Source organism: Nocardia sp. bgisy118, assembly GCF_057708605.1.
Window position 1 is genome coordinate 1 of the sequence record NZ_JBYISM010000017.1, and the last position, 23827, is coordinate 23827.

At 68.2% G+C, this 23827-nt stretch carries 23 protein-coding genes; 14 read left to right on the plus strand and 9 right to left on the minus strand.

Going from position 1 to position 23827, the window contains the following annotated elements; all coding sequences use genetic code 11:
- Window positions 1–33 precede the first annotated feature (33 nt).
- Together AC3EO7_RS20875 and AC3EO7_RS20880 are read right to left on the minus strand one after the other, a co-directional pair.
- Window positions 34–1932, minus strand: coding sequence for a glycosyltransferase (locus tag AC3EO7_RS20875; RefSeq protein WP_435592164.1), 1899 nt, complete (start codon window positions 1930–1932; stop codon window positions 34–36).
- A 127-nt stretch (window positions 1933–2059) separates the two neighbouring features.
- Window positions 2060–2626, minus strand: coding sequence for a GtrA family protein (locus AC3EO7_RS20880; RefSeq protein ID WP_435592165.1), 567 nt, complete (start codon window positions 2624–2626; stop codon window positions 2060–2062).
- Window positions 2627–2734: 108 nt separating this feature from the next.
- On the opposite strand from AC3EO7_RS20880, the gene AC3EO7_RS20885 reads away from it, so the two are divergent.
- Window positions 2735–3724: a glycosyltransferase gene (locus AC3EO7_RS20885; protein WP_435592166.1), complete on the plus strand. Its 990-nt coding sequence runs from the start codon at window positions 2735–2737 to the stop codon at window positions 3722–3724.
- Window positions 3721–5388: a DUF2142 domain-containing protein gene (locus AC3EO7_RS20890; RefSeq protein ID WP_435592167.1), complete on the plus strand. Its 1668-nt coding sequence runs from the start codon at window positions 3721–3723 to the stop codon at window positions 5386–5388. Before AC3EO7_RS20885 ends, AC3EO7_RS20890 begins: the two co-directional genes overlap by 4 nt.
- A 120-nt stretch (window positions 5389–5508) precedes the next feature.
- On the opposite strand, the gene rfbB is transcribed toward AC3EO7_RS20890, so the two are convergent.
- Entirely contained in the window at window positions 5509–6519 is a 1011-nt protein-coding gene (gene rfbB, locus AC3EO7_RS20895; RefSeq protein WP_435592168.1) for a dTDP-glucose 4,6-dehydratase, read from the minus strand.
- A 303-nt stretch (window positions 6520–6822) separates the two neighbouring features.
- On the opposite strand from rfbB, the gene AC3EO7_RS20900 reads away from it, so the two are divergent.
- Entirely contained in the window at window positions 6823–7542 is a 720-nt protein-coding gene (locus AC3EO7_RS20900) for a DUF8020 domain-containing protein (protein WP_431966462.1), read from the plus strand.
- A 372-nt stretch (window positions 7543–7914) separates the two neighbouring features.
- Window positions 7915–8616, plus strand: coding sequence for a DUF8020 domain-containing protein (locus tag AC3EO7_RS20905; RefSeq protein WP_431966460.1), 702 nt, complete (start codon window positions 7915–7917; stop codon window positions 8614–8616).
- Here AC3EO7_RS20905 and AC3EO7_RS20910 read toward each other — a convergent pair.
- Window positions 8591–9013 (minus strand): hypothetical protein, encoded by a 423-nt coding sequence (locus AC3EO7_RS20910; RefSeq protein WP_431966458.1) that lies wholly within the window; start codon window positions 9011–9013, stop codon window positions 8591–8593. The two genes, AC3EO7_RS20905 and AC3EO7_RS20910, sit on opposite strands and share 26 nt — an antisense overlap.
- A gap of 114 nt (window positions 9014–9127) precedes the next feature.
- Window positions 9128–10120 (minus strand): alpha/beta hydrolase, encoded by a 993-nt coding sequence (locus AC3EO7_RS20915; RefSeq protein WP_431966456.1) that lies wholly within the window; start codon window positions 10118–10120, stop codon window positions 9128–9130.
- Window positions 10121–10439: 319 nt separating this feature from the next.
- On the opposite strand from AC3EO7_RS20915, the gene rfbA reads away from it, so the two are divergent.
- Window positions 10440–11312 (plus strand): glucose-1-phosphate thymidylyltransferase RfbA, encoded by an 873-nt coding sequence (gene rfbA / locus AC3EO7_RS20920; protein ID WP_431966454.1) that lies wholly within the window; start codon window positions 10440–10442, stop codon window positions 11310–11312.
- A 1-nt stretch (window position 11313) separates the two neighbouring features.
- Entirely contained in the window at window positions 11314–11862 is a 549-nt protein-coding gene (locus AC3EO7_RS20925) for a dTDP-4-dehydrorhamnose 3,5-epimerase family protein (RefSeq protein WP_431966452.1), read from the plus strand.
- A gap of 79 nt (window positions 11863–11941) precedes the next feature.
- Here AC3EO7_RS20925 and AC3EO7_RS20930 read toward each other — a convergent pair whose 3' ends face one another.
- Window positions 11942–13402 carry an MFS transporter gene (locus AC3EO7_RS20930; protein ID WP_431966450.1) on the minus strand — a complete coding sequence of 487 codons (1461 nt, stop codon included), beginning with the start codon at window positions 13400–13402 and terminating at the stop codon, window positions 11942–11944.
- Between the two features lie 85 nt (window positions 13403–13487).
- Here AC3EO7_RS20930 and AC3EO7_RS20935 point away from each other — a divergent pair, with 85 nt between their 5' ends.
- Window positions 13488–13892, plus strand: coding sequence for a MarR family winged helix-turn-helix transcriptional regulator (locus tag AC3EO7_RS20935; protein ID WP_431966448.1), 405 nt, complete (start codon window positions 13488–13490; stop codon window positions 13890–13892).
- A gap of 68 nt (window positions 13893–13960) precedes the next feature.
- Here the strand turns inward: AC3EO7_RS20935 and AC3EO7_RS20940 are convergent, their stop codons facing one another.
- Window positions 13961–14839, minus strand: coding sequence for a helix-turn-helix domain-containing protein (locus AC3EO7_RS20940; protein WP_435592169.1), 879 nt, complete (start codon window positions 14837–14839; stop codon window positions 13961–13963).
- A 223-nt stretch (window positions 14840–15062) separates the two neighbouring features.
- On the minus strand, window positions 15063–15623 hold the full coding sequence (locus AC3EO7_RS20945) for a DUF4282 domain-containing protein (protein WP_431966447.1): 561 nt from the start codon (window positions 15621–15623) through the stop codon (window positions 15063–15065).
- Between the two features lie 255 nt (window positions 15624–15878).
- Here AC3EO7_RS20945 and AC3EO7_RS20950 point away from each other — a divergent pair, with 255 nt between their 5' ends.
- The 3 genes from AC3EO7_RS20950 (at window position 15879) to AC3EO7_RS20960 (ending at window position 19599) form a co-directional block, all read left to right on the plus strand.
- Window positions 15879–16370, plus strand: coding sequence for a hypothetical protein (locus AC3EO7_RS20950; RefSeq protein WP_431966445.1), 492 nt, complete (start codon window positions 15879–15881; stop codon window positions 16368–16370).
- A gap of 173 nt (window positions 16371–16543) precedes the next feature.
- Window positions 16544–18733, plus strand: coding sequence for a molybdopterin oxidoreductase family protein (locus tag AC3EO7_RS20955; protein ID WP_435592170.1), 2190 nt, complete (start codon window positions 16544–16546; stop codon window positions 18731–18733).
- 218 nt (window positions 18734–18951) lie between these two features.
- Entirely contained in the window at window positions 18952–19599 is a 648-nt protein-coding gene (locus AC3EO7_RS20960; RefSeq protein ID WP_431966441.1) for a pyridoxamine 5'-phosphate oxidase family protein, read from the plus strand.
- A 15-nt stretch (window positions 19600–19614) separates the two neighbouring features.
- Here AC3EO7_RS20960 and AC3EO7_RS20965 read toward each other — a convergent pair whose 3' ends face one another.
- Window positions 19615–20142 carry a GtrA family protein gene (locus AC3EO7_RS20965; protein WP_435592171.1) on the minus strand — a complete coding sequence of 176 codons (528 nt, stop codon included), beginning with the start codon at window positions 20140–20142 and terminating at the stop codon, window positions 19615–19617.
- A 235-nt stretch (window positions 20143–20377) separates the two neighbouring features.
- Between AC3EO7_RS20965 and dprE1 the strand changes: the two genes are divergently transcribed.
- The 4 genes from dprE1 to AC3EO7_RS20985 all read left to right on the plus strand — a co-directional run bounded on the left by dprE1 (window position 20378) and on the right by AC3EO7_RS20985 (window position 23419).
- Complete coding sequence (dprE1, locus tag AC3EO7_RS20970) at window positions 20378–21865, plus strand: decaprenylphosphoryl-beta-D-ribose oxidase (protein WP_435592172.1); 1488 nt, start codon at window positions 20378–20380, stop codon at window positions 21863–21865.
- A complete protein-coding gene (gene dprE2, locus AC3EO7_RS20975; RefSeq protein ID WP_431966435.1) occupies window positions 21862–22641 on the plus strand; it encodes a decaprenylphospho-beta-D-erythro-pentofuranosid-2-ulose 2-reductase in 780 nt (259 codons plus the stop codon). Before dprE1 ends, dprE2 begins: the two co-directional genes overlap by 4 nt.
- Window positions 22642–22769: 128 nt before the next feature.
- Window positions 22770–22994, plus strand: coding sequence for a type II toxin-antitoxin system VapB family antitoxin (locus tag AC3EO7_RS20980; protein ID WP_431966433.1), 225 nt, complete (start codon window positions 22770–22772; stop codon window positions 22992–22994).
- Window positions 22991–23419 carry a PIN domain-containing protein gene (locus tag AC3EO7_RS20985; RefSeq protein WP_431966431.1) on the plus strand — a complete coding sequence of 143 codons (429 nt, stop codon included), beginning with the start codon at window positions 22991–22993 and terminating at the stop codon, window positions 23417–23419. The genes AC3EO7_RS20980 and AC3EO7_RS20985 overlap by 4 nt, the downstream gene beginning before the upstream one ends.
- Window positions 23420–23827: the final 408 nt, after the last annotated feature.

A 23827-nucleotide genomic window follows, 5' to 3' on the forward strand; every position in this document is an offset into this window, starting at 1 on the left:
TTGTCTGGAAAAACCCCCCCCCCCCGGCCCAGCTCAGTCGCTGATGCCGTAGAGGCGCTCCCAGTTCGCGCGGCTGGTGAGTTCGGGCATGGCGGCGCGGTACTGCTCTTGCAGGGTGGGCAGTTCCTTGCGCAGGCGGCGCAAGACGTGGAACGTGCGCCGCAGCAGCGCGCGGGCGCGGGCCTTGTCGCGCTGCCTGACCCGGACGCCGGACTGCGAGGCGTCGGTGACCACGACGTGATCGAACAGCGAGACGTGCCACCAGTACGCGTCCTCGCGGGTGACCCCGATCAGGCCGTGCTGGGTGCGGCCGAACCACTGGTTGATCGCGCGCTTGACCAGCACCAGCACCTCCCGGCTCGGCTCGCCGTGCGCCCGGCGCAACTGGATGTCGGCCGCGCGCACCGGCGGCGTCGCGGCCGGGTGCTTGATCGTCTCGCCGTAGTCGGCGCGGCTGGTACGGGCCGCGGCCAGCGCGGCGATACCGCCGTCGCGCAGCACCTTCGGGCCCTCGAGGAAGTCCTCGATGCCCTGCAAGGTCGTGTGCACCAGCCCGTACTGCATGGCGACCAGGTGCTCGGCGATATTGCGGAACAGCTGCTTGGTGATCTTCTTGCCGTCCAGCTCGGCGTGCATGGCTCCGACGATGAGCGAGTTGCGCGTGCTGAAGTAGCGCGCCCAGTCGTCGTAGTCCTTCCAGTAGAAGTCCGCGTGCCAGACCGCCGCGTTGGGCAGCGTGACGGTGACGAACCCGTGCTCCCGCGCGCGCACGCCGTACTCCACGTCGTCCCACTGGAAGAAGATCGGAATCGGCAGGCCGATCCGCGCGACGACCTCGGCCGGGATCAGGCAGGTCCACCAGGCGTTGTAGCCCGCGTCGACGCGGCGCTCCTGGTTCTTCTTCAGCATGCTGGTGTTGCGCAGCGCCTTGGGCACCTTCTGGCCGTGCCGCAGGTCGTGCAGGTGCACTTCCTCGGCGCCGACGTTGAGGTAGTCGGGGTTGAGCAGGAACAGCATCTGCGCGCCGACCAACGTCGGTTCCACCGTCATGTTGGCGAAGGCGTTGAGCCGCAGCACCGTTTCCGGTTCGCAGAGGATGTCGTCGTCCATCAGGATGACGTCGGCGTGCTCGTTGACCGCGGAGACCTCGTAGAGCCCGCGCGTGAAGCCGCCCGCGCCACCCAGGTTCGGCTGACGGATGTAGCGCAGCTTGTCACCGAAGACGGGCTGCACCTCCTGGTACCTCGGCCGGTCCTGCACCAGGTCGGTGCCCTGATCCACCACGTAGATGGCGTCGATGGCGGCGAGCACGGTGGCGTCGGAGGCCAGCGCGGCCACCGTCTCGGCGCAGTCCGCGGCGCGGTTGAAGGTGCAGATCGCGATGGCCACCGGGCGAATGCGCTCGGGAGCGACGGAGGACCAGGTGAGTTCGGAGATGCCGAGCTCACCGCCGTCGGCGTCGAACTCCAGCCACATCGCGCCGCCGTCGACGTACTGGTCCAGCGGCGCGGTCATGGTGAGCGGACCGCTCGCGTCGACCGTCGCGGTGTCGATGATCCTGCGGTGGCCCGCGATGTCCGAGGCGACCAGCCTGACCCTGGCCTTCTTCGTGACGTCGAGCACCATCGTGGCGCGGACCTCGGTGACGATGGTCCAGCGCTGCCAGTAGCTGGCCGCGAACCGGCCGAAGTAGGTGTTGGTGTGGGCGGTGGCGCCCTTCTCCAGGTGCAACGCGAGTCGTTCGCGCGTCGAGCGCCCCTTGACCACCGCGTAGAGTTCGTCGCTCACCTTGGCCGAGGGACCGGTGAAGATGCCACGCTGCAGGACCAACCTGTCCGGGGCCCGGTGATCGGCACGCAGCGAAGCGGGCGCGGCAGCGGGCGTGGCGTGATCGTTCGATTCGGTAACGGCCTGGGTAGCCGACTGCTCCATGAAGTCCTCGAAATCCTCATTTATTGCCGACGGGACAGACACGTCCCTGGATACCGTGCGCGGCGGGAGCGAGGATATCAACCGACGTCGGACGCCGCCCGTCCAGCAACCAGGGGTACCTCACCCGCTATTGTTGCTGATCGTTTGCTGATTCGCCGGTAAAGACGAACTTGTCATAGGCCCAATACCGGAAGACCACCGCGACGATCTGGCCGACGAGCGTTCCCGAGATGTTGTCCGACAGCGGGCTCGACAGGTCGAGCACGTAGCGGGAGAAGCCGAGGCAGCCCAGTTGCAGGCCGATGGCGACCACGTTGAACACCGCGTAGAGCAGATACTCCCGCGCCGGATTTCCGGTCTGCTGATGACCGAAGGTCCACCACTTGTTTCCGAAGTAGGTCACCACCGTCGCGACCGCGATCGCGATGATCTTGGCCGGCAGCGGCGCGTGGTACAGCACGCCTTCGCCGCCCCAGAACACCAGCGCGTTGTAGGTGCCCGCGTCGACGAGGAACCCGATCGCGCCGACCACCAGGAAGGCCGCGCCCTTGCGCAGCGCCCCGACCACCTTCGCGGTCAGCGGCTCGCCCGCGGCGGCGGTGACGGCGGACTCGGGCGCGGACTGCGCGGGTTCGTCCTGCGCGGATCGAGTGGAGCGCTCGGGAGCGGACACGGGCTGCTCGGGGGTAGACACCGGGCGACGGTACCCCAGCACCCGAATGCCTCGGGTGCGCGCCGGAGGCCGCAAGCCATGTACCCTCCCGGTGTTCCCCATTACGCCGACATCGAGGAATGACCCCGGGTGGACTCCACCGAGCTTCGTATTGCCGCCGTGGTCCCGTGCCACAACGAAGAGGCCTCGGTGGCCAAGGTTGTCGCCGACCTCCAGGCCGCCGTGCCGGGAATCGTCGTCTACGTTTACGACAACCTGAGCACCGACCGGACCTCCGAACTCGCCCGCGAGGCAGGCGCGATCGTCCGCCAGGAACACACCAAGGGCAAGGGCAACGTGGTGCGGCGGGCCTTCGCCGACATCGAGGCCGACGTCTACCTGATGATCGACGGCGATGACACCTACGAGGCGGGCGACGCCCCGCGGATGATCAAGACGCTGCTCGACGGCCCCTACGATCACGTGCTCGGCGTGCGCAAGCAGGACGCCACCGGCACCGCGTACCGCGCGGGCCACGAGACCGGCAACCGGGTGCTCAACGGCGTGGTCGGCAAGGTGTTCGGCGAGAACGTCGAAGACATGCTCAGCGGTTTCCGGGTGTTCTCGCGCCGCTTCGTCAAGAGCTTCCCCGCGGTCTCCCGCGAGTTCGAGATCGAGACCGAACTGACCGTGCACTCGCTGCACCTACGGGTGCCGCAGACCGCCGTGCCGGTCGGCTTCCGCGATCGCCCGGCGGGCAGTGAATCCAAGCTGCGCACCTACCACGACGGTTTCAAGATCCTCGCGCTGATCATCGGCCTGGCCAGGCACGAGCGACCCGTCGCGTTCTACGGGCTGTTCGGCACGCTGAGCTGGCTGATCTCCATCGTGCTCACGATCCCGATCGTCATCGAATTCACCAGGACGCACGAGGTCCCGCGCTTCCCCACCCTGTTCCTCGGCTTCACCCTGCTGCTGCTCGGCAGCCTGGCCTGGACCGCGGGACTGATCCTCGACGGCATTCGCCGTTCCCGGCACGAGGCCGCGCGCCTGGTCTACCTGCGGTACTCGGCTGTCGCCGCGGACGACGACCCGTTCCGAAACGGCGGTGACGCGCAGACCCGTGGGAACGCGCGGTGACCACGTCCGCCGATCGCGGCACCACCGAGGAGACCGAAGCAGGCACGGCGGCGACCAACGGGGCGGGCCCCGAGGACGGCGCGGCGAGCCCGGCCGACCGGACTGAAGCGACGCCCGCACCCGAGGGCGAAGCCGTTGCGCGCGAACAGGATTCGGCCGCCGCTCCGAAGTCGGCCGGCGCGGTCCGAAAGGCCGGGCGCGCCATCGTGACTCGCTTCGGCGCGGCGACTGTCGCTTTCGCCGTGCTCATCACGCTCTTCGGCACGTTGTTCGCTGTGCTCACCCCGCCGTTCTGGGGCCACGACGAGATCACCCAGTTCGGCCGCGCCTATCAGGTCGCCTACGGCGGGTTCCTGCCGCAGCGGATCCAGGACGATCGCGGCCTGGCCTACGGCGGCGACGTGCCCGCGAGCATCGACGAACTGATGGGCTACTCGTTCCGCGACTACCAGGACAACCCGGAAGAGCCGGGCGCGATGGTGTCCGATCCTGGCGCGTACGACCGGCTGAAGAGCGCCCAGGTCGATTCGCCGATGGAGCCGGTCTGGTTCACCAACACCGCCGCCTACTCCCCCGTGCCGTATGTGCCCGCCGCCGTCGGCATCCGGGCCGCCGCGCTGTTCGACCTCGACGTGGGCGCGATGGTGACCCTGACCAGGCTCGCGGGTCTGCTCGGCTATCTGGTCGTGGTCGGTTTCGGCCTGTACGCGCTGCGCGCCCACCGGGTGCAGTGGCTCGCGTTCACCGTCGCCGTGCTGCCGATCGCGGTATTCCAGGCGGGCACGGTCACCGCCGACACCCTCACCAACGCCTTGGCGATCATGGTGTCCGCGCTGCTGATCAAGGCGCTGTTCCTCGGCAACGGGCTGACCCGCACCGAGACGGTCGCCCTGCTCGGCGCGACGGTGCTGCTTCCGGTCAGCAAGCCGACCTACGTGCTGCTCGCCATGCTGGTGGTGCTGGTTCCGGTGGACCGCTTCGCGTTCTTCGGCGCCGCGGCGGGTTCCGGCTTCACTTGGCGACGACTGGTGCCGTGGGCGTTCGCCGGCGCGGGCGGGCTCGCCTTCGCCGTCTGGATGAAGATCGCCGCGCCGACCGGCGACGGCATGAGCCTGATGCGCCCGCGTCACCAGTGGTACACCGTCAAGCCCGGTGAACAACTCGGCGAGATCCTCGGCGATCCGCTGCACTTCCTGAACGTCTTCGGCGACAGCATCTTCTACCGCGATCAGCGCTGGTTCACCCAGTTCTTCGGCGAACTCGGCTTCGCCTACATCGACGTACCCGCCATCGCGGTGCTGGCCTGCCTGCTCGCCTTCGCGTTGAGCATCGGCATCGCGGACCGGATGAACCCGCGCACCGCCACGTTCGTGCGCACGCTGATCGTCGCGCTCACCGTGGCGGCCAGCGTCGCGATGATCTACGTGACGCTGTACATGTCGTTCACGCCGGTCGGCTACTACATCATCGACGGCGTGCAGGGCCGCTACTTCGTGCCGCTGGCGCTGATCGCCTTCGCGGCGCTGCTGCGCTGGATGCCGTTGCGGCTCACCGACGCCCGGGGAAAGACTCCGGCGTGGGGCGCGGCCGTCACGATCGTCGCCGCGAGCTCGGTCGCGCTGATCGCCTCGGTCGCGAAGTACAGCACGATCGTCTGGGGCTGATCCCCGCCCGCTCGCGCCCCGCACCGTTGCGCTGAATTTCTGCGCGGCAGCGCTCGACTGTTTCCGCACCACGGCGCTGAATTCCCGCCTACGCGGCGGCGTACTGCGCGGCCGGTCGGTTCACACCGAGCCCAGGGTCCGCTCGCCCGCCGCCGCGTAGGCGTGTTCGGTCGCGGCTTTGTCCGGGCGCCACCAGGATTCGTTGTCGCGGTACCACTGGATGGTGGCCGCCAGACCCGCGCGGAAGTCGGCGTAGCGCGGCTCCCAGCCGAGTTCGGTGCGCAGCAACGTGGCGTCGATCGCGTAGCGCTGGTCGTGGCCGGGACGGTCGGTGACGTGGTCGAAATCGTCGGGATCGCGATCGAACGCCTCGAGCAGCATCCGCACCACGGTCTTGTTGTCGAGTTCGCCGTTCGCGCCGATCAGGTAGGTCTGGCCGACGCGGCCGCGGTCGAGGATGTCCCAGACCGCCCGGTTGTGATCGTCGACGTGGATCCAGTCGCGGATCTGATGACCCGCGCCGTAGAGCCGGGGACGCACGCCGTCGATCAGATTGGTGATCTGGCGCGGGATGAACTTCTCCACGTGCTGGTACGGCCCGTAGTTGTTGCTGCAGTTGGACAGCGTCGCGCGCACGCCGAAGGAGCGGGCCCAGGCCCGGACCAGCAGATCGCTGGACGCCTTCGTCGCGGAGTACGGGCTGGACGGGTTGTACGGGGTGCGCTCGGTGAAGGCGGCCTCGTCGGGGGTGAGGTCGCCGTACACCTCGTCGGTGGAGACGTGGTGGTAGCGCACGTCGTGGCGGCGCACGGCCTGCAGCAGGGCGTAGGTGCCGACGATATTGGTCTGCACGAACGGCCACGGCTCGGTCAGCGAGTTGTCGTTGTGCGATTCGGCGGCGAAATGGACCACCGCGTCGACCCCGCTGACCAGTTCGTCGACCAAGTCGAGATCGGCGATATCGCCGTGCACGAAATCGATTCGGTCGGCGACCGGTTCGAGCGACGCCTTGTTACCCGCGTAGGTCAGGGCGTCCAACACGGTTACGGTCGCGTCGGGTCGCTCGGCCACGGTCTGGTGGACGAAATTCGCACCGATGAAGCCGGCACCGCCGGTTACGAGCAATCGCACCCCACGACTTTACGTGGATCGGGTCGCGAGCTCTATGACGGTGGGCTATGAAAGGTATGAGCGATCTTGACAGCACGCCTGTGACCTTCGTCTCACTACTTTTCGGTAGAAAGTGACGACCGGTTTGGTTCGCCGCCGAAAACCCTGTTCCGCGTGTACGTTTCCGGAAACGCACAGTGCTGTGAGTCGCGATGGTGAACAAAATTTGAATTAACGGTCACAACCGGTTCACCACGCGTTAGCTGGTCTAGATTTCGATCGTCTAGTCCCCTCCGAACGCTTCACATCGAGGTTCCAAACAAAATGCTGATGAGGAAATTCGCCGCCACGTCGGCGCTGCTGATCGCCGCGCTCGGCGTCACCGCGGGCACCGTCAACGCGGCCCCCGAGGCCCCGGCCGCGCCCGGCGCCATCAACTTCACCGCCAAGTCCACCGACACCCAGTCGATCATCACCCTCGACTCGGGCTCGCTCGTCGTCGAAGACGCCGCGCTGAAGGTCAAGGCCGCCGATGGCACAGTTGTCGCCGGAACCCCGCTGACGTTCCGCGTCGACGAGTTCGAGTTCCCGATCGCCGCGGAGATCTCCGACCGCACCGCGACCTTGACCCCGCAGCTCGATGTCGACAAGGCCGTGTACAAGCCGGTCGCCCTGCCCTACGAGGACAAGGCGCCGTGGAAGAACGAGTACGACCGTGAGCTCGCCGCGTTCAACCGCATGAAGGACACCATCGGCATGGGCGCCACCATCGGCACCCTGGTCGGCGGCCTCGGCGGCGGCGCCGTCGGCTGTGTCCTCGGCGGCATCGCTGGCGCGACCGTCGCGTCGGCCACCATCGTCGGCCTGTTCGGTCCGTTCATCCCGGCCGCTGCCCTCGGCTGCATCGGCGGCATCCTGGCCGTGGGCGCCCTGGGTGCTCTCGCGGGTCAGATCTTCGTCACCGCCCCGGTGGCCATCGGTGCTGCGATCCAGTACTTCACCACCATCAACCAGCCGTTCGTGGCTCCGGCGCCGGCCAAGTAATTCCGAACGGCTTGCCGCACAACTGAACACGCGCGACTGAGTCGCGAAACAGAAAGCCCCGCCCGGTTCGACCGGGCGGGGCTTTCGCGTGCCTGGCGGCGTTACCCGCACGCAGACATGCCACGACGCACACTTCCCGCAACCCGCTCGACGCCAGACACGCTCCGAGCCACCGCGCGCTTGACCTGAACAAAAGTTCAGGTTCTAACGTCGACGTGGAGCCGGAGACCAAACGGCCTCGAACAGGGAATTGCTCGAGCGGACCAGTGACCGAGTGAACACAATCTTAACATTACCGATTCGCAAGGTTACCAATTGTTTTCGACTTCCCCGCGAAATTCCCGGCACACTGCGAATAAGGGATACGGACAAATGCTGATGAGGAAATTCGCCGCAACCGCCTGGCTGCTGGTCGCCGTCGTGGCGAGCACCGCGGGCACCGCCGCCGCGACCGATCACCCCGGGGCAGGGCAGGTGGGTTTCACGGCGAGCGCCACTCCCGACGCCGCCGTAATCGACCTCGACGCAGGGGCATTCGCGATCGCCGGCGACGTCCTCCAGATCAGGGCCGACGACGGCGCGGTCCTCGCGGGCACGCCGCTGAAGTTCCGCGTCGACGATTTCGAGTTCCCCATCGCCGCCGAGATCGCCGGCCGCACCGCGACTCTGACCCCGCAGCTGTCCATGGACAAGGCCGTCTACGAGCCGGTCGCCCTGCCCTTCGAGGACAAGGCCCCGTGGAAGTCCGAGTACGAGCGCGAGCAGGCCGCCTGGTCGCGGATGACGAGCACGATCGGCCTGGGGGTGAGCATGGGCGCGCTGCTCGGTGGCCTGGGCGGCGCGGCGGTCGGCTGCGTGCTCGGCGGCATCGTCGGCGCGACCGTGGCCGCGGCCACCCTCGCGGGACTGTTCGGGCCGTTCCTGCCCGCGGCCGTGGTCGGCTGCCTCGGCGGCGTCGCCACGGTCGGCCCGCTCGGCGCGGTCGCCGGTCAGCTGTTCGTGACCGCGCCCGTCGCGATCGCGGCGGTCGCCCAGTACTTCACCACGATCAACGCGCCGTTCCCCGCGAGGTGAGCGCGCGCCGGTCACGCAGGAACCGGCGCGCGCCGATCGTCGCGTAGCCGCCGGTGAGACCGACGAACGCGGCGACGACGCCGCGAGGGATGTCGCCGCGGACCAGGTGCGCCGACCCGCTCGTCGTATCGAGCACGTCGACCATCAGGGCGAGGCGCTGCCAGCGCGGCCGGTCGCCGGGCGCGGCGGTCAGGTATCCGAGGCCGAGCGCGATGGCTCGGGCGCCGAAGATCCGGGTCATGTAACGGAGTTCGGGAGTCGGCCGGGTCAGCGCGAGGCGCGCCGCCGTGTCCGGAGCGGCGAGCGCGGTAGCGCCCAGCGCGATGCGGCCGTAGGCGAGCGCCGAAAGCGCTCGGTCGAGTGTCGTGCGGCGCGGGGTCGTCTCGAAAGCCACCATGGCCTCAGCCTGCCGAAACACCGCGCCGGAGTCGATTATCCGAGAGGTAATGCGCCGAGTATCCCGCCCCGGGCGCGACCCGGGGCGGGATGCGACTCGTCCGGCCGACCGTGATCAGGCCGTCCGAGCCTGCTCCAACTGCTCGAACCTGGTGCGCACGAAGCGCGCGACCCGGCCGAGCGCCGCCCGGGATTCGGGCAGGTTCGGGGCGATGCTCATGAACGCGTGCACCTGGCCGCGCCACAGCTCCACCGCGTGCGGCACGCCCGCCGCGGTGAGCCGCCGCGCCATCAGCTCGCAGTCGTAGCGCAGCACCTCGTCCTCGGCGGCGATCATCAGCACCGGGGGCAGTCCGGTGAGCGCGCCGTTGACCGGCGAGAGCAGCGGATCGAGCGCGCCGTCGATCTCCGCGCCGAGTTTCACGACCGCCTCCAGCGCCGACAGCGGGATGTACGGGTCGCGCGCGACGTTGACGTAGTCGCGTTTGGCCGCGTAGTCCAGGTCGAGCAGCGGGCTCAGTCCGATCAGTCCGGCGGGCGCGGGCAGTCCGGCCGATATCGCGCGCAGCGCGGTCGCGAAGCTCAGGTAGCCGCCCGCGGAATCCCCGGCGAAGACGATCCGCGCTGGATCGGCGCCGTGCCGAAGCAGCCATCGGTAGGCGGTGAGGCAGTCCTCGATCGATTGGCCGATGCTGCCCGCGGGCAGCTGGCGATAGTCGACATTGACCACCGGCAGACCGATGCGCCTGGCCAAGCTGGCCGCGACCGGCCGGTGCGTCTCCAGCCCGCACACCGCGAAGCCGCCGCCGTGCATGTACAGCACCGCGCCGTGCCGCAGGGCCCGCGCCGCGCCGGACGGGCGCACGATCTCCATCCGGAAACCGCCGAGACGGACCTGCTCGCGGTCGATGCCGTGCGGGGCGGGACGCAACCGGGCCAGCCCGTCGATGGCGAACGCGCCGACCGGGATGGTGGCCCGGGTGATCGGGGCGACCCGCAGCATCGGCCGCACCACGCCGCGGCAGGTCGCCAGCAGCAGCCGCGCCGCGGCGCTGGGGCCGTCCGGATTCATCACGACGGCGGAGCCGTCGACCGTGGTCGCCGTCATCGCGCACCTACCTCACCCTGGCGCGCCGAACCCGACCTGGCGGAACCGAGCCTGATCAGCGGGGGCCGCGGGCGAGAGTCAGCGCTGACATCTCACGCTGCGCGCATTCGCGACGCTCCCGGGACTCTGCGTGGTCACGCAGGCTACCGCCTCCGAGCCCGTCGCTCATGTCGCAGCGTGTTTCAGAAGACCACGAAAAGTGTGATCCCTGCAACATCAATCGCCCGGCGCGCCGGGCGGCGAAACGTTCGTGATCAATTCGTGCGCTAGTCGGAACCTCCCCGAATCCCGGAGCGGCCGAACTGGCAGACTCCAGGGCATGCGCGGAATCATCTTGGCGGGCGGCACCGGTTCCCGGCTTCACCCGATCACGCGCGGAGTGAGCAAGCAGCTGGTGCCGGTCTACGACAAACCGATGGTCTATTACCCGCTGTCCACGCTGATGCTCGCCGGCATCAAGGACATCCTGGTGATCACCACACCGGAGGACGCCGAGGCGTTCGCCCGGCTGCTCGGCGACGGCTCCCAGTTCGGCATCTCGATCAGCTACGTGGTGCAACCCGAGCCGGACGGTCTCGCGCGCGCCTTCGTGCTCGGCGCGGATCACATCGGCACCGAGTGCGCGGCGCTCGTGCTCGGCGACAACATCTTCCACGGGCCCGGCCTCGGCACCAGCCTGAACCGGTTCGCCGGGATCGACGGCGGCGCGGTCTTCGCCTACTGGGTGTCGGACCCGAGCGCCTACGGCGTCGTCGAGTTCACCGGCGGACGCGCGGTGTCGATCGAGGAGAAGCCCAAGGTCCCGCGCTCGAACTACGCCATCCCCGGGCTGTATTTCTACGACAACGACGTGGTGGAGATCGCCCGCGGGCTGCGGCCTTCGGCGCGCGGCGAGTACGAGATCACCGACATCAACCGCGCCTACCTGGAACAGGACCGGCTGCGCGTCGACGTGCTCGCCCGCGGCACCGCCTGGCTGGACACCGGCACCTTCGACTCGCTGCTGGACGCCGCCAACTACGTGCGCACCATCGAGGAGCGGCAGGGTCTGAAGATCGGCGTGCCCGAGGAGGTCGCCTGGCGGATGGGGTACATCGACGACGAGCAGTTGCGCACCCGCGCCGAGCCGCTCGTCCGGTCCGGCTACGGCGGCTACCTGCTCGATCTGCTGGAACGCGGACGGGATTGGTGAGATGGAGATTCGGGAGCTCGCGGTGCCAGGCGCCTGGGTCGTCACCCCGCGCCGGTTCCAGGACGAGCGCGGCACGTTCGTCGAGTCGTTCAAGGCCTCCGAGTTCGAGAAGGCGACCGGACGGCCGTTCGAGCTGCACCAGGTGAACTGCTCGGTCTCGGCCGCGGGCGTGCTGCGCGGGATCCACTACACCGAGGACCCGCCCGGCCAGGCGAAATACGTGACCTGCGTGCGCGGCGCCTTCATGGACGTGGTCGTCGATCTGCGCCCCGGTTCGCCGACCTACGGCCGCTGGGACAGCGTGCTGCTCGACGACGTGGACCGGCGTTCGGTGTTCCTGTCCGAGGGGCTCGGCCACGCCATCCTCTCGCTGGAGGACGAGTCGACGGTCACCTACCTGTGCTCCATCGAGTACACCCCCGAATTCGACAGGGACCTGGACGCTTTCGATCCCCGGCTGGGCATCGAATGGCCGAAGGTCGGCCGCGACGGCGCACCGCTGACCTATCTGCGCTCCCCCAAAGACGCCGCAGCGCCGCCGTTCCCCTGAGTTCTCCGACATGCCGGAAGCCACGTCCGGCGGCGCGTGCCGCCGGACGTGGCTTCCGATTGTCGTCGACCGCTGCGGATCAGCCGACGAGTTCGAGCTCCGGTTCGGCGACCTGCTCCCGCTTGCCGCGCTTCGGCACGAAGGCGAGCAGGGCGACCAGCGCGCCGACGATGGCGACGCCTGCGGCGAATTCCAAACCGGGACGGTAGGTGTCGAGCATGTCCGCGGGCGAAGCGCTGTGGCCGCCCGAGGAGATGATCGCGGTGGTCACCGCGAGCACGATGGCCGCGCCGACCTGCATGGACGTCTGCAGCACGCCTGCGGCCAACCCCTGCTCCTCGTCATCGATGCCGTTGGTGGCCTGGATGTTGATAGCGGGGAAGCCGATCCAGCCGATGCCGATCAGCAGGACCGCGGGCAGGATCACCGTCAGGTAGGACGGGTCGGTGTTCAGCCGCAGGAACAGCAGGTAGCCGACGGCCATCACGACCATGGTGACGGCGATGATCGGGCCGGTGCCGAAGCGATCGACCAGCTTGTCGGAGAACACCGCGGAGAGCGAGACGAGCAGGCCCACCGGCAGCAGCGCGAGCGCCAGCTTCAGCGGCGACCAGTCGAGCGTGTCCTGCATGTACAGGGTCACGATGAACTGCCAGCTGAAGTACGAACCCGCGACCGCGACGATGGCGAGGCTGGCGCGGATCAGCGACGACTTGCGCAGGATGCCGAGGCGGACCAGCGGGTGCGCGACCCGCCGCTCGACGGCGAGGAAGGCGGCGAACAGCGCGATCACCGCGACGAACGAACCGATGGTGCGCGCCGAGACCCAACCCGCCTCGGGTGCGGTGACCACCGTGTAGACCAGCAGCAGCATGGCGGCGGTGGAGAACACGGCGCCGAGGATGTCGTGGCCGCCCTCTTCGGCCGGCTTGTCCTTGGGCACCAGCACCCACGCGGCGGCGAGCGCGGCGATCGCGATCGGCACCGGGAGCAGGAAGGTCCAGCGCCAGCCGACGCCGGTCATCAGGCCGCCGAACAGCAGGCCGGACGAGTAACCGCCCGCGCCGAACACGGTGTAGATGGACAGCGCCTTGTTACGGGCGGGGCCCTCGGCGAAGTTGGTGGTGATGATCGACAGACCGGTCGGCGCGGTGAACGCGGCGGCCAGGCCCTTGACGAAACGGGTCAGGATCAGCAGCGGGCCGGAGCTGACCAGCGCGCCCGCGAGGGAGGCGAGGGCGAAGACCGCCAGCGCGATCAGGAAGACCTTGCGCCGCCCGAGCAGGTCGGCGGTGCGGCCGCCCAGCAGCAGCAGGCCGCCGTAACCGAGCACGTAACCGCTCACCAGCCACTGGAGGGTCGAGGTGGACAGATCAAGTTCGGCGCCGATGGACGGCAGCGCGACACCGATCATCGAGACGTCGAGACCGTCGAGGAACAACACGATGCAGAGAGTGATCAGCATGCCCCAGAGCCGGGCGGACCATCTGGTCGGATCGATCGCCGTGGCGGCGGCCGAAAGCGTTGCTGGTGAAGTCATGTGGAGGACATTACATGCGCACGCATTAAATGCCAACACATTAAATGTTGTTGCATGCATCGACCCGCACCACTAAGATGGGGCCATGTCGAAGCCGACCACTGAGACCGCTCGGCGCACCATCGCGCCCACCGAGCTGGTTGGCGAATGGCGCGAGCTCCTCGACCGGCACGCCACCGTCAGCTGCGCGCTGGAGAAAGAGCTGCAGGGCAGGCACAAGATGGGGCTCAGCGAGTTCGAGACGCTGGACCGGCTGGTCGATGCCGATTGCGGCAATTACCGAATGAGCGATCTGGCCAACGACATCTACCTGAGCCAGAGTGCGCTGTCCCGCGCCGTGGCGCGGCTGGAGCGCGACGGACTCGTCGAGCGCAGCATGTGCTCCGACGACCGGCGCGCGGTCTTCGTCTGCCTGACAGAGAAGGGCAGGCGGGTCTACAACCAAGCGCTACCGACGCACCGCGAAGTGCTGGGCCGCACCTGGCAGTAGCCGGGCCGCACCTCGCAGTAGGCAGCCCGCGGCCCGCGAAACACTCCGGCCGCGCGGAACTCGTCCGATCAGGCGAGCGCGGCCCGCGCCTCGTCGAGGACTTGGCGCGCGTCCACCGCGACCGACTTGATGTCGGCGAAAGCCTTCCGGTACCGGTCGATTTCGCTGTCCTTGTCCAGGTAGACCGGTCCGGTGAAGGCCTCGACGTAGATCACCGGGGGCTCGGGCTCCTCACCCATGCGCCCCTCGGGGAATTCGAGCATCACGAACCGGCCCGACTCCATCCCGGCGTGGTACCCGGATTCCGGCGGCACCGTCTTGATCCGCACGTTCGGCAATTCGCTCATGCGCCGCAGGTGCTCGAGCTGGTCCGCCGTCACATCCGCGCCACCGACGCGCCGCCACAGCACCGCCTCGCTGATCACCACGTCCAGCTGCACCGGCGATTCGCCACGCGTGACCAATGCCTGCCTGGCCAGCCGCAACTGGACCCTTCGCTCGATCTCGGTGGGCGAGGCGTCCAGTCGCGCCGCGCTCAGCAGCGCCCTCGCGTAGGCCTCGGTCTGCAAAAGCCCTGGCACCAGCTCGTTCTCGTAGGTCGACAGCTGACGCGCCGCCTCCTCCAGACCGATGTAGATCTCGAAACCCTCGCCGAGCACATCGCTGTAGGCGGTCCACCAGCCCCTGGCCTTGGTCTCCTTGGCCAGCGCGGTGAGCGGGCCGACGAGATCGCCGGGGGCGCCGTAGATCTTGCACATCGCCTCGACGTCCAGGCTGCGCAGGGAGGTCTGCCCGGTTTCGATCCGCCAGATCTTCGCCTCCGACCACTCCAGCTGCTGGGCAGCCATTCTGGTGGTCATCCTGGCGCGGTTGCGGAGGTCGCGGAGGTGTCGGCCGAGTTGCCGACGCGGCATGGTCGATCCGGTTGTTCCCTGCGGTAAAGCCATGCTTTCCCCCTCGCGCCATGCGTCGAGGTGACACGACGAAGACCCCTCGTGCCGCCGATACCGACGCTCCCTACCGAGCATCCGGAACCTTCCCCAACGCTCGAACAGCATTGTTTCACAGCAAAACTGACATAGCGCAGGATTGCTGGCTCAGGCAGGCCAATGGCTCGAGAGAGACAATCAGGTTCGACGTGGTCATCCCATGGCAACCCTGTCGGATTGCCTACTTGCGCGAACCCCGCCTGCCGAAGCGCCAGAACTGCACCGCGCGCACGTCCTCGGAGAGCTGGTTCACCGGCTCGGCGACATCCGAAAGCGCTTGGAACAGATCGTCGGCCAGCTCGCTGATGTGCTCCACCCGCGTGGCCAGCCGCGAGGCATTGACCAGGAATTCCAGCACCAGGCGCACGGCGGCGGCGATCGAGAGACCCAGCGGCACCGCGACCAGGCCCGCCAGCACGCCGAGCACCGCCGAAACCTGCCACATCCACACCGTCACGCTGATCGGGACCGCGAAGGCGAAGATCAGGCCGAGCATGTAGGCCAGCGGCAGCAGCGTGGTGGTCGCGGTCCGGTGGAACTGCACGTCGATCAGGGCGCGGGCGGTCTCCGCGCTCCACTGCCGGAAGGCGCGCGGGCTGCGGAACGGCTCGGCGGGCTCCTCGTCGCGCTCGGCCGCTTTGGCGAAGCGCCTGGTGGCCGACGCTTTCCAAGCGATCCAACGAGATTCGGTCTCGTACTCCTCCGGATCGGGCAGCGCGATCCCGCTCGACTCATCGGTCATGCGCCGAATCCTCCCCGCATTTCGCGTCCCGAACCAGCCCCCAGGAACCTCACAGCGGCGACACAGCGCCCCGACAGCCACGTGCTCGAAAGTTGGCCCTGTCAGCGACCCGAACGACCCCGACCGGACCCCTGCCGGATGAGACGTAGTCCACAGTTCAAGAAACTTTCGCGAATCGCGTAACGCCGGGGCCACCGCCCCTCGATACGACCCATGAACGCAGGACCCAGATCTACCGGGGAATGGAGAAAAACAGTGCGCACCTCGTTTCCGACTTCCGTCTCCGCGGCCGACATCGATGCCGCGGCGCAGGACTACATCCAGCGTGGATGGACGGTTGCCGAAACGGCCAACGGGATCTGCTTGATCACCGATGACGAGATTTCCGGCATCGAGGTCAGCGGCGAGCTGGCCGGTGCGGTCCGCCGCTTCCTGCGCGCCAACAACCTGTCCGGCCCGGTGATCGAGTTCCCCGGTGCCGACCGTCGCGAGATCCACCTCGTCACCGGTCTGCGCAAGGCCGCCATGGCGCTGGAGGCGCTGCGCGAGGCGGGCGCCACCGTCTACACCGACGGCGCGGGCATCCCGCTGCCGCCGAGCAAGCTGTCGGCCGGGTCGGCCTGCTGGGGCGTCGCCCCGCACGAGGCCCGCTGGGTGCCGCCGGTGGTCGCGATCAGCGCCGCCGTGCGCTCGGCCGCCACGGCCACCACCCGGCGCCGCACGCAGCTGACCAGCGTCGCCTGCTGAAACGACTCCCCGGAGGAGGGGACGGCCCGCACTACCGGCCCTGAACGACCGGCATCCGTTGGACGGATGCCGGTCGTCCTCGTCTCTCCGGCACCGCTCGCGACTATGGGACATCTTCCAAAAATGTCGCAAATTTGCCTTCCCTCCGGCCGACCGCCGGGTCAAGATGGGATATGGCTCCGATCACAGACCTCTCTCGCAACCTGTTGCGCACCTGTCCGCTGTGCGAAGCGGTGTGCGGGTTGGAGATCACCCTCGACCGCGACGACCACGTCACCTCGATCCGCGGCGACAAGCAAGACCCCTTCAGCAAGGGCTTCCTCTGCCCCAAAGGCGCCAGCCTCGGCCACCTCGACGAGGACCCGGACCGGGTCACCGAACCGCTGATCCGCGATCGAGCGACCGACACGTGGCGCACGGCGGGCTGGGACGAGGCCTTCGATTACATCGCCGAACGTTTCCCGCCGATCCTCGCCGAGCACGGGAACCAGGCGGCCGCACTCTATCTGGGCAATCCGAACGCGCACACCGTGGCGGGCGCGCTGTACCTGCCCGTGCTGATGCGCGCGCTCGGCACCAAGAATCTGTTCTCCGCGAGCACCGCCGACCAGATGCCCAAGCAGGTGGCCAGCGGGCTGATGTTCGGCGATCCGCTCACCGTGCCGGTGCCGGATCTGGATCGCACCGACTACCTGCTGATGCTCGGAGCCAATCCGCTGGAGTCCAACGGATCGCTGTGCACCGCGCCGGATTTCCCCGGTCGGTTGAAGGCGCTGCGCCGCCGCGGCGGCCGGTTCGTCGTGGTGGATCCGCGCCTGACGCGCACCGCCAAACTGGCCGACGAGCACCTGTTCGTCCGGCCGGGCACCGACGCCTACCTGCTGTTCGGCATCGTGCACACGCTCTTCGCCGAAGGACTGACCGAGGTGCGGGTCGAGGTGGCGGGGCTGGACGAGTTGCGCGCGGCCGCCGCCGATTTCACACCGGAGGTCGTCGCGGCCCGCACCGGAGTGGCCGCCGAGACCGTCGTCCGCATCGCTCGCGAGCTGGCCGCGGCCCCGACGGCGGCCGTGTACGCCAGGATCGGCACCTGCACCGCCGAATTCGGCACCCTGACCCAGTGGCTCGTCGACGTGCTCAACGTGCTCACCGGCAATCTGGACTCGCCGGGCGGCGCCATGTTCGCCACCGCCGCCGCGGGCGGCATCTCGCGCACCAAACCGTTCCGCACCGGCCGCTGGACCAGCCGGGTGCGCGGGCTGCCCGAGTCGATGGGCGAGCTGCCCGTCGCCACGCTCGCCGACGAGATCCGCACGCCGGGCCAGGGGCAGGTACGCGCGATGGTGACGGTCGCGGGCAACCCGGTGCTTTCCGCACCGAGCGGCGCGCGGCTGGACGCGGCGCTGGCCGGGCTGGAGTTCATGGTGAGCGTGGACCGCTACGTCAACGAGACGACGCGGCACGCCGACGTCATCCTGCCGCCGCCGCGCCCGTTGCAGTCCCCGCACTACGATTTCGCGCTGCTCCAGTTCGCGGTGCGCAACTACACCCGCTATTCGCGCCCGCTGGTGCCGCTCGGCGACCGCCCGTCGGAGGCGGGTGTGCTGGCCCGGCTCGGCGCGGCGCTCACCGGCAGGCCGCACGACGGCACCGGCGACCAGGACCCGCTGACCATGGTGGACGAGCTGGTCATCGCGGGCATGCTGCACAAGGCGGGCATTCCCGAGCGCAGGCCGGAACTGCACGGTGAGACCAGCACCGAGCAGCGCATCGACCTGATGCTGCGGCTCGGGCCCTACGGCGAGTGGAACGGTGGCACCCTGAATCTGCAAGAGCTGCTGGACAACCCGCACGGCATCGATCTCGGCCCGTTGCGACCCCGGCTGCCGGAGGCGCTGCGCACCGCGTCGAAAAAGGTGGAGCTCGCGCCCGCACCGCTGCTCGCCGACGTGGCGCGGCTGCGCGCCAAACTGGCCGAGGACGCGCCCGATTTCGTATTGATCGGGCGGCGGCACCTGCGCTCCAACAACAGCTGGATGCACAATGTCGCGACCCTGGTGAGCGGTACCAACCGGTGCACGTTGCAGATCCACCCCGACGACGTGAACCGGCTCGGCCTCGGCGACCAGGCCGTGGTGAAATCGGCCGCCGGCATGTTGACCGTGCCGCTCGAGCCGACCGAGGCGATCATGCCGGGCGTGGTGAGCCTGCCGCACGGATGGGGCCACGACGGCAGCTCGCAGACGGTGGCCAAGGCCAATGCCGGGGTGAATGCCAATGCGCTGACCGATGATTCGGTGGTCGACGTGCCCTCGGGGAACGCGGTGTTCAACGGCGTGCCGGTGACGCTGACGCCCGCGTGAGACGACACCCTGCCGACCGGCCGGAAATCATTCCGGCCGGTCGGAATTCAGCAAACTCACGGAAACCCTTGCGCTAACGCCACATTCGGTGCATCCTCAATGGCGGTTTCGTAGATCTGCCATGCCCGAACCCATTAAAATGGACAGGATTTCGGTCAAGTCGCGGTTCAACGTGGAGTCGCGCGGTACCCCGGATTCCGGCGACCAGAGGGGGCGCGATGCCCGGTACACGTTGTGGCAGTGATGGCGAGCGCGAACTACAGGAAAGGTACGGCACAGAGGGCAGGGCCGATCGTTTTTACGCAGATCAGATGCGAGATCGGCTGAACTCGACCATGATCGAGTTCATCGGCAGGATGGACATGGCGTTCGTCGCCACCGCCGACAAACACGGCGAATGCGACAACAGCTTCCGTGCCGGTCCCCCCGGATTTCTGCACGTGATCGACGAGCGAACGGTCGCCTATCCCGAATACCGCGGCAACGGCGTGATGGCGAGTCTCGGCAACATTCTGGAGAATCCCCACGTAGGCATCCTGCTAATCGATTTCGTGCGCGACCTCATCGGCCTGCACATCAACGGGTCCGCCCGCATCGTGGAGGACGCGACGCTGCGGCGCAGCGTTCCCGAGCTACCCGAGAACGTCAAGGGAAGGGCCGCGGAACTCTGGGTCGTGGTCGACGTCGAGGAGGCCTACATCCACTGCCGCAAACACATTCCGCACCTCGTCCCCGCGGAACGTGAGCAGCGGGACTGGGGCACGGACAATACGCGGGCGAAGGGCGGCGACTACTTCGGCGTGAAGGCGGAGGCCCGCGCCGAACTCGCGGACGTGCCCGGCTCGGCCCCCGCGCTGGCCAGATGAGCGGCGTGCGGCGCCTCAGTGGATCTTGAAGATCACCAGGCGCTGCACGACGAAGTTGATGACGGTCGCGGTGCCCTGCGCGACGACGAACGCCAGCGGCACCCGCCACCACTGCTCGCCGATCGCGTAGTACAGCACCTGGTTGATGCCGACCTGCACCGCGAAGGTCGTGGCGTACAGCGCGACGACGGCGGCGAAGCGGGCGCGGCTCGGCGGCGCCTTGAAGGTCCACCTGCGGTTGATCAGGTAGGCCGTGGTGGTGCCCGCGATGAAGCCGATGGACTTGGCGACCGACACGGGCAGGCCGAGCACGTTCAGCAGCAGGACGTACAGCCCGAAGTCCACGATCGCCGACAGGCCGCCGGTCAGTGTGAACCGGATGATCTGCGTCTTGAGGTCGACTTCGGTGCTGTCGTCGACTCGGCGCTCTCGGGGCCCTTCGTGGTTACGCAGGCTGCCTCCTTCGGGCCCGTCGTTCGCGCCGGCGGGCTCGTCGACCAGCGGCAATTCGGCCGGGAGCGGCAGGTGGGGTTCGGCTTGCACGCGCACGAGCGTAACGGGCGCGACCCGACCCCGCCCCTCCTCGGCCCGCGCAGGGTCGGCGCGCAGGCGAGGTGCCCTCAACTCGCGCACCCGGACGCATCGCGCACGGCCCGGAGTGAAGGCGGAGACCGGCGCGGCCGGGTGAGGGGCGCGGGTCCGCGCGGCGGTAGTGACCGTCTCCATACTGGTGAGTACGGAGACAACAACCCCTCCGGCCGTCATGCCTGTAGCCTCTATGCCGATGTCAACGAAAGCTTCGACCGCCACCGTCGCGAACGGTGACAGCGGGACCGCAGGTAGCACCGACAACGGCGCTGCGAGCGCCAACGGCTTCGCGTTGCCGACCGAGACCCGGGCACTGACCGGGTGGGGTCGCACCGCACCGACCTCCGCCGAAGTGCTCTCGACCAGCGATCCGGAAGTGATCGCCAAGGCCGTGGCCATGGTCGCCGAGGACAACGACGGCAAGCCGGCCCACCTACGTCGCGGCGTGATCGCCCGCGGCCTCGGCCGTTCCTACGGGGACAACGCCCAGAACGCGGGTGGCCTCGTCGTCGACATGACCGCGCTGAACAAGATCCACCGCATCGACCGCGACACTCGCCTGGTCGACGTGGACGCGGGCGTGAACCTGGACCAGCTGATGAAGGCCGCGCTGCCGTTCGGCCTGTGGGTCCCGGTGCTGCCCGGCACGCGACAGGTCACCATCGGCGGTGCGATCGGCTCCGATATCCACGGCAAGAACCACCACAGCGCGGGCAGCTTCGGCAACCACGTGCGTTCGATGGAACTGCTCACCGCCGACGGCACCGTGCAGCACATCACGCCGAAGAAGAACGCCAAGCTGTTCTGGGCCACCATCGGCGGCTGCGGCCTGACCGGCATCATCCTGCGCGCCACCATCGAGATGACGCCGACGGAGACCGCGTACTTCATCGCCGACGGTGACGTGACGCCGACCCTGGACGACACCATCGCCTTCCACAGCGACGGCTCGGAGGACCGCTACGAGTACAGCTCGGCGTGGTTCGACGCGATCAGCCCGGAACCCAAGCTGGGCCGCGCCGCCATCTCCCGCGGCAACCTGGCCAAGCTGGATCAGCTGCCCAAGAAGCTGCAGAAGGATCCGCTGCGGTTCAACGGCAAGACGTTCTTCACGTTGCCCGACGTGTTCCCGAACGGGTTGGCCAACAAGTACACCTTCACCCCGATCGGCGAGCTCTGGTACCGCAAGTCGGGCACCTACCGCTGTAAGGTGCAGAACCTGACGCAGTTCTATCACCCGCTCGACATGCTGGGCGAGTGGAACCGCGGCTACGGCTCCAACGGCTTCCTGCAGTACCAGTTCGTGGTGCCGCCGGAGTCGGTGGAGGAGTTCAAGCGGATCATCATCGACATCCAGCGGTCCGGGTTCTACTCGTTCCTCAATGTTTTCAAGCTCTTCGGACCGGGTAACCAAGCGCCGCTGAGCTTCCCGATGCCCGGGTGGAACATCTGCGTCGACTTCCCGATCTCGGCGGGCCTCAACGAGTTCGTCACCGATCTGGACCGCCGGGTGCTCGAATTCGGCGGGCGGCTCTACACCGGAAAGGACTCGCGCACCACGGCCGAGACCTTCCACAAGATGTACCCGCGGATCGACGAGTGGATCAAGGTCCGCCGGAGTGTGGATCCCACAGGCGTTTTCATGTCCGACATGGCGAGAAGGCTGGAGCTTCAGTGATCAATGCCGTAGGCAACCCGCAGACCATCCTGCTGCTGGGCGGTACCTCGGAGATCGGACTGGCGATCTGCGCCGAGTACCTGAAGAAGGGGCCGGCGCGCATCGTCCTGGCCACCCTGCCCAACGATCCGCTGCGCGAGGGCGCGGTGGCCCAGATGGAGGCCGCGGGCGCGAACAAGGTGGAGGTCGTCGACTTCGACGCGCTCGACACCGACTCGCACCCGAAGGTGATCGACGCGGCGTGGTCCGGCGGTGACGTCGACGTCGCCATCGTGGCCTTCGGTGTGCTCGGCGACGCCGAGCAGCTGTGGCAGGACCAGCGCAAGGCCGTGCAGGTCGCCGGGATCAACTACACCGCGGCGGTTTCCGTCGGCGTGCTGGTCGGCGAGAAGATGAAGGCGCAGGGCTACGGGCGCATCATCGCCATGTCCTCGGTGGCGGGCGAGCGGGTGCGCCGCTCCAACTTCGTCTACGGCTCCACCAAGGCCGGCCTGGACGGCTTCTACCTCGGCCTCGGCGAGGCGCTGCGCCCGTTCGGCCCGCGCGTCCTCGTCATCCGCCCCGGCCAGGTGCGCACCACGACCACCCTGGACCACTGGAAGGCCACCGGCGCCAAGGAAGCCCCGTTCACCGTCGACAAGGAAGACGTGGCGGCGCTGGCGGTCTCGGCCTCCGAAAAGGGCAAGGACCTCATCTGGGCCCCCGGCCCCGTGCGCTTCCTCATGTCCATCCTGCGCCACATCCCCCGCCCGATCTTCCGCAAGCTCCCCCTCTGAGCATTGCCTCGAACCCAGAACTGCCGCGCCATCCCCGATGCCGCGGCAGTTCTCGTTATATCCCGATCACCAGGGGTGAATGTACAATTTCAGCGAGCAGGCGCGGACTTTATGTACAGGAGGCGCACATGTCCCTCACCCATATCGAGATCGATGACGAAGCTCTGGAACAAGCCAAGAGACTCGGCGGGCACCGGACAAAGACGGCGGCCGTCGCCGCCGCGCTAACCGAATACAACAAGCGGATGTCCCGCGCCGCGGCGTACGACCACTACTTCGAGCTGGCTCGCGGCTGGGATATCGAAGGGGCCGAGGCCGCCCACCGAGCGGAGAAGGAGCCACCTGCCAGGTGATCGGATACCTGCTCGATTCCTCGGCGCTGTGGCGCATCCTGCGAGACGAGGCTGTCCACGAACTCTGGCGGACACCGACGACGGACGGGGAGTTGCGGTCCTGCTACCCGCAGCGGGCCGAATTCCTCCGGTCGGCGCGCAATCTGAAGGAGTACTCCGCCTTCCGCGGCATGTATGACGCTTTGTACAGCGATGCCGCGGTGCCGAAATCGGCCGGAACGTGGATCGCCGGTTTGCAGGATCGCGCGGCCGAACGCGGGAACCACGGCTGTCTGTCCAGTGTCGACCTGCAGATCTGCGCTACCGCCGCATACCACGGTCTGGTGGTCGTTCATGACGACGCCGACTTCGTCACCGCCGCGCGACTGGCGACCGAACTTCGGCAGGTGAACGTGCACGAAGGACCGAATCCAGAGTCGGTCTGACGGTGACCTACGGCGACGATGCGGATTCTCGGCCGTGGAAACTGCGACTTCGCGCGGACGATCTGCCCGCAGCGCCAGGGGCCGTTGCCAACAACGTAGATCTCTTCGCGCCGGAGTCGGGTGAGCACTGCGGCCGCCGTCTGTCATTTGCCGGAAAATCGACGCTCCGCCGGATTTCGCGTCCACCTCGCAAGATGTTCTCCGGCGCGAGCTCGGCGGTCACGAGTGATCGCGTGCGATACCGGGCTGCACGCGATCCCGGCGAGGCCCGCTCGCGCGGCGGCGGTGAGACCCAGTCTCCTGCCTGTGTGCGGGGAGTTTGTTAGCGTGCGGTGCGAATCAGGGGCGGCGGTCGGTGGGTGCCGAGCGCAGAGCCGACGACTGGAACCGGAGGCGCTATGAGCACCA

Excerpts from the sequence above, each read along its gene's own strand:
- AC3EO7_RS20875 (WP_435592164.1), bottom strand. The coding sequence starts at position 1,932 with ATGGAGCAGTCGGCTACCCAGGCCGTTACCGAATCGAACGATCACGCC.
- AC3EO7_RS20900 (WP_431966462.1), top strand. The coding sequence starts at position 6,823 with ATGCTGATGAGGAAATTCGCCGCCACGTCGGCGCTGCTGATCGCCGCG.
- AC3EO7_RS20905 (WP_431966460.1), top strand. The coding sequence starts at position 7,915 with ATGCTGATGAGGAAATTCGCCGCAACCGCCTGGCTGCTGGTCGCCGTC.
- AC3EO7_RS20910 (WP_431966458.1), bottom strand. The coding sequence starts at position 9,013 with ATGGTGGCTTTCGAGACGACCCCGCGCCGCACGACACTCGACCGAGCG.
- AC3EO7_RS20915 (WP_431966456.1), bottom strand. The coding sequence starts at position 10,120 with ATGACGGCGACCACGGTCGACGGCTCCGCCGTCGTGATGAATCCGGAC.
- rfbA (WP_431966454.1), top strand. The coding sequence starts at position 10,440 with ATGCGCGGAATCATCTTGGCGGGCGGCACCGGTTCCCGGCTTCACCCG.
- AC3EO7_RS20925 (WP_431966452.1), top strand. The coding sequence starts at position 11,314 with ATGGAGATTCGGGAGCTCGCGGTGCCAGGCGCCTGGGTCGTCACCCCG.
- AC3EO7_RS20930 (WP_431966450.1), bottom strand. The coding sequence starts at position 13,402 with ATGACTTCACCAGCAACGCTTTCGGCCGCCGCCACGGCGATCGATCCG.
- AC3EO7_RS20935 (WP_431966448.1), top strand. The coding sequence starts at position 13,488 with ATGTCGAAGCCGACCACTGAGACCGCTCGGCGCACCATCGCGCCCACC.
- AC3EO7_RS20940 (WP_435592169.1), bottom strand. The coding sequence starts at position 14,839 with ATGGCTTTACCGCAGGGAACAACCGGATCGACCATGCCGCGTCGGCAA.
- AC3EO7_RS20945 (WP_431966447.1), bottom strand. The coding sequence starts at position 15,623 with ATGACCGATGAGTCGAGCGGGATCGCGCTGCCCGATCCGGAGGAGTAC.
- AC3EO7_RS20955 (WP_435592170.1), top strand. The coding sequence starts at position 16,544 with ATGGCTCCGATCACAGACCTCTCTCGCAACCTGTTGCGCACCTGTCCG.
- AC3EO7_RS20960 (WP_431966441.1), top strand. The coding sequence starts at position 18,952 with ATGCCCGGTACACGTTGTGGCAGTGATGGCGAGCGCGAACTACAGGAA.
- dprE1 (WP_435592172.1), top strand. The coding sequence starts at position 20,378 with ATGCCGATGTCAACGAAAGCTTCGACCGCCACCGTCGCGAACGGTGAC.
- AC3EO7_RS20980 (WP_431966433.1), top strand. The coding sequence starts at position 22,770 with ATGTCCCTCACCCATATCGAGATCGATGACGAAGCTCTGGAACAAGCC.